The sequence below is a fragment of the Pantoea sp. sgz302252 genome (assembly GCF_047713085.1).
Classification (GTDB): domain Bacteria; phylum Pseudomonadota; class Gammaproteobacteria; order Enterobacterales; family Enterobacteriaceae; genus Scandinavium.
This window is the reverse complement of record NZ_JBLFJW010000001.1, coordinates 84,393-96,096: the sequence shown is the minus strand read 5'-3', so window position 1 is coordinate 96,096 and position 11,704 is coordinate 84,393. Positions and strand designations below refer to the sequence as shown.

The following is an 11,704-nucleotide window of genomic DNA, read 5'->3' as shown; positions in this document are numbered from 1 at the left end:
CCAGTTTTTGACAAGGAATAAGTGATGAAAAAATTAGTAGCAACGGCCCCGCGAGTCGCGGCTTTAGTGGACTATCAGGATGCTCAGGTTGCGGCAAATGAAGTGAAAATTCGCGTGCGCTACGGGGCGCCGAAGCACGGAACGGAAGTGGTGGATTTCCGCGCCGCCAGCCCGTTTATCGACGAAGAGTTCAACGCTGAATGGCAACTGTTTACGGCTCGTGACGCCAACGCGCCGCGTGGTATCGAGTTTGGCAAATTCCAGCTCGGTAACATGGTGGTCGGCGACGTGATTCAGTGTGGTGAGGCGGTGACAGACTATCGCGAAGGCGACAGCGTGTGCTGTTACGGCCCGCTGGCGGAAACCGTCATTGTTAACGCGGTCGATAACTACAAGCTGCGCAAGATGCCGGAAGGGGCATCCTGGAAGAATGCTGTCTGTTATGACCCGGCGCAGTTCGCGATGAGTGGCGTACGCGATGCCAACGTCCGCGTGGGGGATTTCGTGGTGGTGATTGGCCTCGGCGCGATTGGCCAAATAGCCGTGCAGCTGGCGAAGAAAGCCGGGGCATCGGTGGTCATTGGCATTGACCCGATTTCACATCGCTGTGAGATTGCCCGCCGCCATGGCGCGGATGTCTGTATGAGCCCGATGGGCACCGACGTTGGGCTTGAAATCAAAAAGCTGACCGGCAAGCAGGGCGCGGACGTGATCATCGAAACCAGTGGTCACGGCGATGCGTTGCAATCGGCACTACGTGGTCTGGCCTACGGCGGCACCATTTCGTATGTTGCTTTTGCGAAGCCGTTCAATGGCCTGAACTTCGGCCGTGAAGCGCACTTCAACAACGCCAAAATCGTGTTTTCCCGCGCGTGCAGCGAGCCAAATCCGGACTATCCACGCTGGAACCGCAAGCGCATTGAAGAGACCTGCTGGGAACTTCTGATGAACGGCTACCTGAACTGTGAAGACCTGATCGATCCGGTTGTGCCGTTCAGCGAAAGCCCGGAAAGCTACATGAAATTCGTCGATAAGCAGCCAGAGCTGAGTATCAAAATGGGCGTCATTTTTTAAGCAAGGAAGCAGAACATGAAAATCGCAACACAGAATCAGGCTTTTTTCCCGGAAAACATCCTGGAGAAGTTTCGCTATATCAAAGCGATGGGTTTTGACGGTTATGAAATCGACGGTCGCTTGCTGGTCAACAATCTGGCTGAAGTCAAAGCGGCAATCAAAGAGACAGGGCTGCCTGTCACCACGGCGTGCGGTGGCTATGACGGCTGGATCGGTGATTTTATCGAAGAGCGTCGTCTCAATGGTTTACAGCAGATTGCGCGCATTCTAGAAGCGCTGGCTGAAGTGGGCGGCAAGGGCATCGTGGTGCCCGCTGCCTGGGGCATGTTTACCTTTCGTCTGCCGCCAATGACGTCACCGCGCAGTCTCGATGGCGATCGAAAAGCCGTCAGTGATTCTCTGCGTTTTCTGGATGAAGTCGCAGGGCGCACCGGCACGACCGTGCTGCTGGAGCCGTTGAACCGCTATCAGGATCACATGATCAATACCCTGGCGGATGCGCGTCGTTACATCACGGAAAATGCTCTGAAGCATACGCAGATCATCGGTGATTTCTACCACATGAATATCGAAGAAGATGACATTGCTGAGGCGCTGCATGCCAACCGCGATCTGCTGGGCCACGTCCATATCGCCGACAATCACCGCTATCAGCCAGGCAGCGGCAGCCTGAATTTCACGGCGTTGTTCGACCAACTGCGTGAGGATAAATATCCGGGTTACGTGGTGTATGAATGCCGCGTACGTGCTGACGATCCGGCCAAAGCCTATCAGGGTTCCCTTATCTACCTGCGTGAGTGCTAAGAGGTTATCGCGTGAAAAGTGCTACAGCTGTCGCCCCGTTACGCGTTGCCATTATTGGCGCGGGGCAGGTGGCGGAAAAAGTCCATGCGTCGTACTACGCCACGCGAAGCGATTTGCGGATGGTGGCTGTCTGTGACAGCCGCCTGGAGCAGGCGCAGGCGTTCGCGGCAAAAAATGACATCGGCGGCAGTTATGACGATGTTCGCCTGATGTTGCAGGAAGCGCAGCCGGATCTCGTCAGCGTCTGTTCGCCGAACCGCTTTCACTTCGAGCACGTGATGGCGGCCCTGGAGGCAGGTTGCCATGTGATGTGTGAAAAGCCACCCGCGATGACGCCACAGCAGGCGGATCAGATGAGACAGATGGCGCATCAGCAAGGCAAGGTGCTGGCTTATGATTTCCACCACCGTTTTTCGCTGGATGCGCAACTGCTGCGGGAAAACATGCAGGCGGGCGCGCTTGGCGAAGTGTACCTGACAACCGCCACCGCGCTGCGTCGCAGCGGCGTGCCGGGCTGGGGTGTCTTCACCAATAAAGCGATGCAGGGCGGCGGCCCGCTTATCGATATCGGTATTCATATGCTGGATGCTGCGATGTTTGTGCTTGGTTTCCCGGCCGTGCGTCGTGTAATGGCGCACAGTTTTCAGAAGCTGGGAACGGTGAAACAGAGCGGTCAGTTTGGCGAGTGGGACCCGACGCAATACACCGTGGAAGATGCGCTGTTTGGCATCATTGAATTCCAAAGCGGCGGCTTGCTGCGACTCGATACTTCGTTTGTGTTGAACATCGCCGAACAGTCGCAAATGAACGTGAGTTTCTGCGGTAAAAACGCGGGGGCAACGCTGTTCCCGGCCCATATCTACAACGACGTGGACGGGGAACTGCATACCCTGGTGCAGCGAGAGCAGGCCGATGACAATCGTCATTTCCGCAGCATGGAAGCCTTCGTTAATCATGTGCAGGGCGAGCCTGTGGCGATCGCGGATGGCGATCAGGGTTTCATCATTCAACAACTGGTCGCGGCACTGTATGCGTCAGCAGAAAAGGGTGATTGGGTGGAAATATGCTGACGGTGAGCGCCCTGGTCGACCCGGGTTTCAGCTCGCATAGCCTGAACAAATACGCGTCGCTTCTGACGACGGGCAATGGCTACATGGGCGTGCGTGGCACGCACGAAGAGGATTACACCCAGCAAACGCGCGGCATGTATCTGGCCGGGCTGTACCACTGTGCCGGGCGTGGTGAAACCAATGAGCTGGTGAACTTACCGGATATTCTTGCTGTGCAGCTTGAGGTAAACGGCGAGCCTTTCACGCTGCTGAGCGGCCAGCTTGAACACTGGCAGCGCGAGCTGGATTTTAGCTGTGGCGAACTGCGCCGCGAAGTTATCTGGCGCGCGCCTTCCGGTGCTAGAGTGCGAATCGCCAGCCGTCGTTTTAGTTCCATGGCGCAACTTCCGTTGCTGGCGATGCAGTTTACGGTGACGGCCCTGGACCAGGATCTCACGCTCTCGATGTCCAGTGGGATTGATGGCACACAAACCAACAGCGGTCGTCAGCATCTGGATGAGCTTTCGTTACGCGTGTTCGGTCAACAGGTGTTGCAGGGCGCATGGGCGACGCAATCCGGTAGTCACGAAGTGGTGATCACCAGCCACTGCCAGCTCAGCCAGCCAGCGGGCAGCTGTTTTACGGCGAAGAACCGCAGGCTGATGCAAAACAGCGTGATCAATCTGGCTGCGGGTGACAGTGTCACGTTAGAAAAAGTGAGTTGGGTGGTGCAACGTCAGCCGGATACGCTCTCGCTCGACACTTTCAGTCGCCGTTGTCTGAACGATCTACAGGCCTGCGCCGCGCAAGGTTACGAAGCGCTGCGTGCTGAGTCAAAAGCGGTGTGGCAGCAGGAGTGGGATCAATGTCGAGTGGTCGTTGATTCCCGTGATGCTCGCGATCAGCTTGCTCTCGATTTTGCGCATTACCACCTTGCGGCCATGACGCCTGCGCATGATGAAAGGACCAGCATTGCGGCCAAGGCGCTGACCGGGGAAGGCTACAAAGGCCATGTGTTCTGGGATACGGAAGTTTTTTTACTGCCGTATCACCTGCTGACGAACCCGGAAACGGCTCGCAGCCTGTTGCGCTACCGCTATCTGAATCTGGCGGGCGCACGCGAAAAAGCACGACGCAATGGCTGGCACGGGGCGCTGTTCCCATGGGAAAGCGCTCAGAGCGGGCAGGAGGAAACGCCGGAGTTTGCCGCCATTAATATCCGTACAGGGCTACGGCAGAAAGTGGCTTCCGCGCTGGCAGAACATCACCTGGTGGCGGATATTGCCTGGGCGGTGGTGAACTACTGGTACGCAACGCAGGACGAAGCGTTTATGCGTGAAGAGGGCGTTACGCTCCTCACTGAAACGGCCACATTCTGGATAAGCCGCGCGACAGAAGTGAACGGACGGCTGGAAATTCACGATGTCATCGGCCCGGATGAATACACAGAGCACGTCAATAACAACGCCTTCACCAACTACCTGGCCTGGCATAACGTTGAGAAAGCACTGCATTTCGCTCGTCAGTTTGGCGACTTAAAGCCTGCTTTTGCGCAAAGTGCGGCTGATTTCCTGCAACGTCTGTGGCTACCCAAACCCGACGAGCATGGCGTGCTGGCACAGGATGACACGTTCTTCAGCAAGCCAACGCTCGATCTCAGTAAATACAAAGCGAAAGCAGGAAAGCAGACCATTTTGCTGGATTACTCCCGGGCGGAAGTCAATGAGATGCAAATTCTCAAACAGGCGGACGTTGTGATGCTGATGTATATGCTGCCGGAAGCGTTTTCATCAACGGAATGCCTGGCCAATTTGTCTTTCTACGAGCCGAGAACGATTCACGATTCGTCATTAAGCAAAGCTATCCACGGCATCGTGGCCGCGCGCTGTGGGCAACCCGAAGAAGCCTATCGCTTCTGGCAGGCGGGCTGTGAGATTGATTTGAGCGAGGATCCACACAGCAGCGACGACGGTATTCATGCGGCGGCGACCGGGGCTATCTGGCTTGGCGCGGTACAAGGATTTGCCGGGCTGTCCGTTTGCGACGGTGAACTGCATCTGTCGCCGACGCTGCCTGAAGCATGGCGCAGCCTGCGGGTGCCGCTTTGCTGGCACGGCGTCAGGATCGTTCTCGACATCACAGCAGACGACATTGTTCTGACCACTACACAGGCGCTTTCGCTGTGGTTGTGGGGGCGCGAAGTGTGTATCGACGGTGAAGCTCGCTTTGCAAGGTCCGATTTTTTTAGTGGCAAAATTGGGACCGCTACCAGCGAGGGGGCTCAATGACACTTCAGGCGGTTGTTTTCGACCTTGATGGGGTGATTACCGACACGGCGCATCTGCATTTTCTCGCCTGGCGCGAGGCGGCGCAGGAGATGGGTATTGTCATTGATGAAGCGTTCAACGAGCAGCTTAAGGGCATCAGCCGTCTTGACTCGTTGCAGCGTATTCTCGAACACGGCGGGAGGGCGACTGACTTCAACGTGAAAGAGTGTCAGGCCATCGCAGCGCGTAAAAACGCCCGCTACGTGGAGTCGCTGGCCTCGCTTTCCCCGCAGTCTATTTTGCCGGGTATCAAGGAGCTTATCATCACGCTACGCCAGAAGGGGGGTCGTATTGGTCTTGCTTCGGTGTCGCTGAATGCGCCGACCATTCTCTCGGCGCTGGGCATTGCCAGTCTCTTTGATTATTGTGCTGACGCTTCGCGCGTGAAGCATTCAAAGCCTGCGCCGGATATTTTTCTGGCCGCCTGTGAGGGCCTGGGCGTCTTGCCGCAGCACGCTGTCGGTGTGGAAGATGCTCAGGCGGGTATTGAGGCTATCAATGCCAGCGGCATGGCGTCTGTGGGGATTGGCAAGGATTTGCAGGGCGCGGGGTTGTTACTCGCGTCGACACATGAACTGAACTGGCCACGGCTGGCGGCTTACTGGAACACCCGAAACCCGGTTACGGAAGCCTGAGAGGAATAAAGAGATGGCACAACTTTCACTGCAACATATCCAGAAAATTTACGACAACCACGTTCACGTGGTGAAAGACTTCAACCTTGAGATTGAAGACAAAGAGTTTATCGTGCTGGTGGGGCCGTCCGGCTGTGGGAAATCGACAACACTGCGCATGATTGCCGGCCTGGAGGCCATCAGCCACGGTGATCTGCTGATTGACGGCGTGCGCATGAACGACGTTCCCGCCAAATCGCGAAATATCGCGATGGTGTTTCAGAACTACGCGCTCTATCCGCACATGACCGTGTACGACAACATGGCGTTCGGGCTGAAGATGCAGAAAATCGCGCCGGACGTTATCGAGGAGCGCGTAAGTTGGGCGGCGCAGATTCTGGGCTTGCGCGAGTATCTCAAGCGTAAACCTGGTGCATTGTCAGGCGGCCAGCGCCAGCGTGTGGCGCTTGGACGCGCGATCGTTCGTGAAGCGGGCGTGTTCCTGATGGACGAACCGCTGTCAAACCTGGATGCCAAGCTGCGTGTGCAGATGCGCGCGGAGATCTGCAAACTGCATCAAAAGCTGAACACCACCATGATTTACGTCACCCACGATCAGACCGAAGCCATGACCATGGCAACAAGGATTGTGATCATGAAAGACGGCATTGTGCAGCAGGTGGGCGCGCCGAAGCAGGTTTATAATCAGCCTGCGAATATGTTTGTCGCCGGGTTTATTGGCTCGCCAGCCATGAACTTCATTCGCGGCGCTATCGACGGCACAGATTTTGTCACCGAAACCCTGCGCTTGCCGATCCCGGCAGACAAAATGAAGGTGCTGGATGCCGCAGGCTATCAGCGCAAAGCCATTGTAATGGGCATTCGCCCGGAAGATATTCTCACGGCTCCCGGCGAGGTGACGGCTCGCATCAGCGTGGCCGAGCTGACGGGCGCGGAATTTATGCTGTACGTCACCGTGGGCGGACATGAATTGGTTGTCCGCGCTTCGTCGGCTTGCGATTATTTCGCAGGAGAAAACATTGGGCTGACTTTTGATATGGAGAAAAGTCATTTCTTCGATATTGAATCAGAAGTCGCCATTCGCTAATAAAAATATGAAGTTTTAGGGGGAGCCGTTAATTCCCCCTTTTTACCCTGTCGTTACACTATGAAAGGACTTTAGTATGAACGCACTACCTCGGTGCGCAGCGCTGCTATTTAGCGTCTGTGCTCTTTACGCACATGCCGATAATGATGGCTGGAAATTCAATATTGGCGCAATGTATGAAATAGAAAACATCGAAGGGCAGGCCGATGATGCGGATGGGTTATATGAACCGTCGGTCTGGTTTAATGCTTCAAAAGGGCCATGGAAAATCGCCGTGGCGATGTATCAGGAAGGTCCGGTGGATTACAGCAGCATGACTCGCCGCGGGACTTATTTTAATCGTCCCGAACTGGAAATACGTTATCAGGTGCTCGATGGCGATGATTTTACGCTAGGTTTAACCGGCGGACTCCGTAATTATGGCTATCACTTTAAAGATGAAAATAATAAAGACGCGGGTACTGCTAACATGCAGCGTTATAAAGTGCAGCCGGACTGGAATCTGCGTTTAAGTGACGACTGGCATTTTAACGGCTGGTTGGCGCTGTATCAATTTGCCAACGATTTAGATCAAACCGGCTATGCCGATAGCCGTGTTGAAACCGAAACAGGCTTGACCTGGAAAATAAATGAAAATGTGTCGCTCCAGACTAATTATTATCTGGAGCGCGGATTCAACATGGACAAGAGCCGTAATAATGGCGAGTTCTCCACCCAGGAAATGCGACTCTATTTACCGATTTCCATTGGTTCTACCACCGTCACGCCCTATACCCGGCTAGGTCTGGATCGCTGGACCAACTGGGACTGGCAGGACGATCCAACGCGCGAAGGGCATGACTTTAATCGTCTGGGCCTGCAGTATGCCCATGACTTCGACAACGGTATCTCCGTGTCGCTAGAGTACGCCTACGAGTGGGAGCACCACGACGAGGGCGATGACGACCGGTTCCATTATGCGGGCGTTGGGATTAACTACGCGTTTTGATGAGGTGTGGACGGGGCCTGCAGGTATGCAGGCCCGTTCTGGCGTGTCAGGTCAGGGACTCGGACAGTGAGATTCGGGTTGCCACCGTAATGCGCTTCGGCCCGGGCTTTCCACCAATACAGTTGAAGAGCTGATCGCTACTTTGTGCCCCCAGTTCATAGGCAGGCACATCGACGCCGCCCGGTGACGGCGACAGCAGAAAAGAGAGCGTTTCGTTGCTGTAACCGACCACGCCCAGGTCCTGTGGAATACGAATAGTCAACTCAACCGCCGCGCGGTACAGGCTGACCAGCTTCATGCTGTCGGTGGCAAAGACAGCGTCAGGTCGGTTTTCCATCGAAAGCAGGTGTTTGGCGGCAGCCAGTGCGCTTTCGTGGGTATATCCACTGTCAATCATCCACGCTTCATTAAGCGCAATATGGTGACGCTTCAGGCTTTCTTTATAGCCCGATAGACGATCAATCGACACGTGATAATCCAGCGGTGCATGCAGACAGGCAATTTTTTTATGCCCGCGGGAAATCAACGCGTCGGTCAACGAAATACTGTCCTGATAATTATCAGTATCCACGGAATAGACGTTCTGATAATCACCTTCAACTTTACCGATCACCACTACTGGAATGCCGTAACGATCAAGGCGCGAGAAAAAGATCTCATCCGCAGGCGAACTCAGCATAATGATCCCTTTAATCAACTTCTGGCGAATTTTATTTTCGCACTTCAGTAAATCATCCTCGCTGCTTTTTGATGTCTGTAATATCACATCAAAACCTTCATCTTCCGCTCTGGCGGAAATAGCATGCAGTGCCTCTGCGAAGAAAGGATTTCCGGCGGTCGTTTTGGTGGAGCGAGTCGATATCACCATAATGGCATCAAAGCCCGAGGAGGTGAGGGCGCGAGCAAGTTTATTCGGCTGGTAGTTTAATTCTTTAATCGCCCGCTGAACTTTCTCCAGCGCTTCCGGAGAGATATTGGTTTGATTATTCAGCACTCTCGAAACGGTAGATTTTGAAACGCCAGCAACCCGGGCAATATCATAAATAGTGGGTGACATACACCTGCCGATCTCCATGGTAGAGTCAATCAGACGCATCTTACTGGAGAAAAAGCCTGAAATACAGCGCAGTGCGGTTGATAATTCTCTTTACCGACCCGATGTCATGTATCCTGAAGGAAAGGGTTGCAAGCGGACAACACAGGATGGCGATGAACCGACTTAAAAGCGAATTCAATGCCCTGGTGAACCGTGGCGTGGACAGACATCTGCGTCTCGCCGTCACCGGGCTTAGCCGCAGCGGCAAAACCGCGTTTATTACCGCGCTGGTGAATCAGTTGCTGAACCTGCATGCAGGGGCGCGCATGCCTCTGCTGAGCGCGGTGCGTGAAGAGCGCCTGCTCGGCGTGAAACGCGTGCCGCAGCGCGATTTTGGTATTCCGCGTTTTACCTACGACGAAGGGCTGGCCCAGCTGTATGGCACGCCGCCGACCTGGCCGACGCCGACGCGCGGTGTGAGCGAAATTCGCCTCGCGCTGCGCTTTCGTTCTAATGACTCTTTGTTACGTCACTTTAAAGATACCTCGACACTGTACCTGGAAATTGTCGATTACCCGGGCGAATGGCTGCTCGATTTGCCGATGCTGGCGCAGGATTACCTGAGCTGGTCACGTCAGATGACCGGGCTGTTACAAGGCCAGCGCGGCGAGTGGTCTGAACGCTGGCGTAAGCTGTGTGAAGGACTCGACCCGTTGGCTCCGGCTGATGAGAACCGTCTGGCTGAAATTGCCCAGGCGTGGACTGATTACCTTCATACCTGCAAGCAAGAAGGGCTGCATTTTATCCAGCCCGGGCGCTTTGTTTTACCGGGCGATATGGCGGGTGCGCCTGCGCTGCAATTCTTCCCATGGCCGGATGTCGACGGCGTTGGCGAAGCGCGTCTGGCGCAAGCCGATAAGCACACTAACGCAGGCATGCTGCGTGCGCGTTTCGACTACTACTGCGAGCATGTCGTCAAAGGGTTCTATAAAAATCACTTTCTGCGCTTCGACCGGCAAATTGTGCTGGTGGACTGCCTGCAACCGCTCAACAGCGGCCCTCAGGCGTTCAATGATATGCGTCTGGCGCTGACGCAGCTGATGCAAAGTTTCCATTATGGGCAGCGCACGCTGTTCCGCCGTTTGTTCTCGCCGGTTATCGACAAGCAGCTGTTTGCGGCCACCAAAGCCGATCACGTGACCGTCGATCAGCATGCCAACATGGTTTCCCTGCTTCAGCAGCTGATTCAGGATGCGTGGCAGAACGCCGCGTTTGAGGGCATCAGCATGGATTGTATGGGGCTGGCTTCCGTGCAGGCGACGCAGAGCGGGCTGATTGATGTCGACGGCGAGAAAATCCCGGCATTGCGAGGGAATCGCCTGAACGACGGCCAACCGCTGACGGTCTATCCGGGTGAAGTGCCAGCCAGGCTGCCGGGTCAGGCATTCTGGGAAAAGCAGGGCTTCCAGTTTGAAGCCTTTCGCCCGCAGGTGATGGACGTGGACAAACCGCTGCCGCACATCCGTCTGGATGCGGCGCTGGAGTTTTTGATTGGAGATAAATTGCGATGAGCGAACCGTTAAAACCGCGTATCGATTTCGCCGGGCCGCTGGAAGCGGAAAAAAGTGAGCAACTGCGGGGCGCACAAACGTTCGAACAAAGCCAGGCCGACACCTTTGCTCCTGCGCTGGTTGACTCGCCGCTGGAAGACGAAGGGCAGGCGGAGGCCGTGGTTGACGCGGCACTGCGCCCAAAACGCAGCCTGTGGCGCAAAATGGTCACTGCGGGTCTGACGCTGTTTGGCGTAAGCGTGGTTGCGCAAGGCGTGCAGTGGACGATGAATGCCTGGCAGACTCAAGATTGGGTCGCGTTAGGCGGCTGCGCAGCAGGGGCATTGATTGTCGGGGCTGGCGTTGGCTCTGTTGCGACTGAATGGCGACGCTTATGGCGTTTGCGTCAGCGTGCGCAGGAACGTGACGAAGCACGGGACCTGCTGCATAGCCACGGAACTGGCAAAGGGCGCGCATTCTGCGAAAAACTGGCTGAGCAGGCGGGAATCGATAAATCACATCCGGCACTTCAGCGCTGGTATGCGGCGATTCATGAAACGCAAAACGACCGCGAAGTGGTGACGCTGTATTCGCATCTGGTGCAGCCGGTTTTAGATGCGCAGGCTCGTCGCGAAATCAGCCGCTCCGCCGCCGAATCCACGCTGATGATTGCCGTCAGCCCGCTGGCGCTGGTGGATATGGCTTTCATCGCCTGGCGCAACTTACGCCTGATTAACCGCATCGCTACGCTGTATGGCATCGAGCTGGGCTATTACAGCCGCCTGCGCCTGTTCCGCCTGGTGCTGCTGAATATCGCCTTTGCCGGAGCCAGTGAACTGGTGCGTGAAGTGGGAATGGACTGGATGTCGCAGGATCTTGCCGCGCGCCTTTCCGCTCGCGCCGCTCAGGGCATCGGGGCAGGGTTGCTGACGGCGCGTTTGGGCATTAAAGCGATGGAAGTGTGCCGTCCGTTACCGTGGATCGACAACGACAAACCGAAGCTCGGCGATTTCCGCCGCGAGCTGATTGGGCAGTTGAAAGAGACGGTGAGTAAACGCAGTACCTGAGTTGCGCAAGTCCCGGCAACGGTGATGTTCAATATCGGTCGGTGAGCTCTCAGTTTTTCAGCGTCGGGTTCCTAGAATGAAAGGGAT

General features: G+C 55.6%; 10 protein-coding genes. 9 read left to right on the top strand and 1 reads right to left on the bottom strand.

Annotation, left to right across the window (positions count from 1 at the left end):
• Window positions 1–24 precede the first annotated feature (24 nt).
• The 7 genes from ACLW56_RS00450 to ACLW56_RS00420 all read left to right on the top strand — a co-directional run bounded on the left by ACLW56_RS00450 (window position 25) and on the right by ACLW56_RS00420 (window position 7,964).
• A complete protein-coding gene (locus ACLW56_RS00450) occupies window positions 25–1,074 on the top strand; it encodes a zinc-binding alcohol dehydrogenase (RefSeq protein WP_330981853.1) in 1,050 nt (349 codons plus the stop codon).
• 15 nt (window positions 1,075–1,089) lie between these two features.
• A complete protein-coding gene (locus tag ACLW56_RS00445; RefSeq protein WP_330981852.1) occupies window positions 1,090–1,878 on the top strand; it encodes a sugar phosphate isomerase/epimerase in 789 nt (262 codons plus the stop codon).
• Window positions 1,879–1,889: 11 nt separating this feature from the next.
• Window positions 1,890–2,948, top strand: coding sequence for a Gfo/Idh/MocA family oxidoreductase (locus ACLW56_RS00440; RefSeq protein ID WP_330981851.1), 1,059 nt, complete (start codon window positions 1,890–1,892; stop codon window positions 2,946–2,948).
• Window positions 2,942–5,215 carry a glycoside hydrolase family 65 protein gene (locus ACLW56_RS00435; RefSeq protein WP_330982095.1) on the top strand — a complete coding sequence of 758 codons (2,274 nt, stop codon included), beginning with the start codon at window positions 2,942–2,944 and terminating at the stop codon, window positions 5,213–5,215. The genes ACLW56_RS00440 and ACLW56_RS00435 overlap by 7 nt, the downstream gene beginning before the upstream one ends.
• Window positions 5,212–5,889 carry a beta-phosphoglucomutase gene (pgmB, locus tag ACLW56_RS00430; RefSeq protein WP_330981850.1) on the top strand — a complete coding sequence of 226 codons (678 nt, stop codon included), beginning with the start codon at window positions 5,212–5,214 and terminating at the stop codon, window positions 5,887–5,889. The genes ACLW56_RS00435 and pgmB overlap by 4 nt, the downstream gene beginning before the upstream one ends.
• 13 nt (window positions 5,890–5,902) lie before the next feature.
• Window positions 5,903–6,976 (top strand): ABC transporter ATP-binding protein, encoded by a 1,074-nt coding sequence (locus tag ACLW56_RS00425; RefSeq protein WP_330981849.1) that lies wholly within the window; start codon window positions 5,903–5,905, stop codon window positions 6,974–6,976.
• 76 nt (window positions 6,977–7,052) lie between these two features.
• A complete protein-coding gene (locus tag ACLW56_RS00420) occupies window positions 7,053–7,964 on the top strand; it encodes an OmpG family monomeric porin (protein ID WP_330981848.1) in 912 nt (303 codons plus the stop codon).
• 46 nt (window positions 7,965–8,010) lie between these two features.
• Here ACLW56_RS00420 and ACLW56_RS00415 read toward each other — a convergent pair whose 3' ends face one another.
• Entirely contained in the window at window positions 8,011–9,021 is a 1,011-nt protein-coding gene (locus tag ACLW56_RS00415; protein ID WP_330981847.1) for a LacI family DNA-binding transcriptional regulator, read from the bottom strand.
• A gap of 152 nt (window positions 9,022–9,173) precedes the next feature.
• Between ACLW56_RS00415 and ACLW56_RS00410 the strand changes: the two genes are divergently transcribed.
• Together ACLW56_RS00410 and ACLW56_RS00405 are read left to right on the top strand one after the other, a co-directional pair.
• Window positions 9,174–10,571 carry a YcjX family protein gene (locus tag ACLW56_RS00410; protein WP_330981846.1) on the top strand — a complete coding sequence of 466 codons (1,398 nt, stop codon included), beginning with the start codon at window positions 9,174–9,176 and terminating at the stop codon, window positions 10,569–10,571.
• Window positions 10,568–11,617, top strand: coding sequence for a YcjF family protein (locus ACLW56_RS00405; protein ID WP_330981845.1), 1,050 nt, complete (start codon window positions 10,568–10,570; stop codon window positions 11,615–11,617). The genes ACLW56_RS00410 and ACLW56_RS00405 overlap by 4 nt, the downstream gene beginning before the upstream one ends.
• The last annotated feature ends 87 nt before the right edge of the window (window positions 11,618–11,704 follow it).

What these genes read in the sequence shown, in the direction of transcription:
- ACLW56_RS00410 (WP_330981846.1), top strand. Translation starts at nt 9,174, where the DNA reads ATGAACCGACTTAAAAGCGAATTCAATGCCCTGGTGAACCGTGGCGTG.
- ACLW56_RS00450 (WP_330981853.1), top strand. Translation starts at nt 25, where the DNA reads ATGAAAAAATTAGTAGCAACGGCCCCGCGAGTCGCGGCTTTAGTGGAC.
- pgmB (WP_330981850.1), top strand. Translation starts at nt 5,212, where the DNA reads ATGACACTTCAGGCGGTTGTTTTCGACCTTGATGGGGTGATTACCGAC.
- ACLW56_RS00445 (WP_330981852.1), top strand. Translation starts at nt 1,090, where the DNA reads ATGAAAATCGCAACACAGAATCAGGCTTTTTTCCCGGAAAACATCCTG.
- ACLW56_RS00425 (WP_330981849.1), top strand. Translation starts at nt 5,903, where the DNA reads ATGGCACAACTTTCACTGCAACATATCCAGAAAATTTACGACAACCAC.
- ACLW56_RS00405 (WP_330981845.1), top strand. Translation starts at nt 10,568, where the DNA reads ATGAGCGAACCGTTAAAACCGCGTATCGATTTCGCCGGGCCGCTGGAA.
- ACLW56_RS00435 (WP_330982095.1), top strand. Translation starts at nt 2,942, where the DNA reads ATGCTGACGGTGAGCGCCCTGGTCGACCCGGGTTTCAGCTCGCATAGC.
- ACLW56_RS00415 (WP_330981847.1), bottom strand. Translation starts at nt 9,021, where the DNA reads ATGTCACCCACTATTTATGATATTGCCCGGGTTGCTGGCGTTTCAAAA.
- ACLW56_RS00420 (WP_330981848.1), top strand. Translation starts at nt 7,053, where the DNA reads ATGAACGCACTACCTCGGTGCGCAGCGCTGCTATTTAGCGTCTGTGCT.